A 903-nucleotide genomic window follows, 5' to 3' on the forward strand; every position below is an offset into this window, starting at 1 on the left:
CCCAGCCCAGAGCCACCGCTAGATACATTGGCTTTTTTAAAGCGTTCAAACAAGTGCTGACGTAGCTCAGCACTGGGGCTTTCACCTTCATCGCTAATGCTGACCTCAAAGTAATCCTTGTAGCTTTGACTCGTGACGGTGACGATTCCTTCTCCGTGATAAAAAGCGTTTTCTAATAGATTTCTAAAACCGCTCTTTAATAAGTGACTGTATCCAGACAGTTGGATCTGATCGGGCGATGCTTCTAGTTCGACTTCGCGATTGGCGTTGTCAAACAAGGGATAGCTGTCAACGATACACTCTCGGAGTAAGCGGTTCACATCAATGGTTTCTTGAGGCGTTTTACTATTTTCCATCACGCCTTCCAGCCGGGCAAGCTCGAGCAATTGTTCAGTCAGATGTTGGATTTGTTGCAGTTCAGATTCTGCCTGCCCTAACTCTTTACAACCGGTACTATTGAGTTGATTTAATCGCAAGCTTAATACTGTTAAAGGTGTACGAAGCTCGTGTGCGGCATCTGCGATGAACCGTTGTTGCGCTTGGTATGCTTCGGTCAAACGGCCGATTGCGCCATTTACGGCATCGATCAGAGGGAGGATCTCTTTGGGTTGTTTGTTGCGAGATATCAAGGTCGGGTTCGATGTTGATATAGTATCAGCTGCTTGAGCTGCTGCTTTAACTGGTGATAGCGTCCAACGAACGGCCCAATAAACGATGAGCGAAAACAACAAGCCTAGGTGAACAAGCGCAATCAGCATAACCTTGATTGACTCTTCGACGACCTGAAAAATCAACTGACCATTTTTGGTGTCGACCTGTCCGACCATTAAGATGTCCCCATTATCTAATGTAACAGGAACGCCCATGCGATCGCCGCGGGTTTCTAGGGTAGGGAGCCAACCA

Annotated in this window: 1 protein-coding gene; it reads right to left on the bottom strand. The window is 47.2% G+C overall.

All coding sequences use genetic code 11. The features are described from left to right. Positions 1–903 (bottom strand): HAMP domain-containing sensor histidine kinase (locus tag KIV40_RS28350; protein ID WP_285352547.1); only part of this gene is annotated, 903 nt, incomplete at both ends.

The sequence above is a fragment of the Vibrio sp. D173a genome, assembly GCF_030248475.1.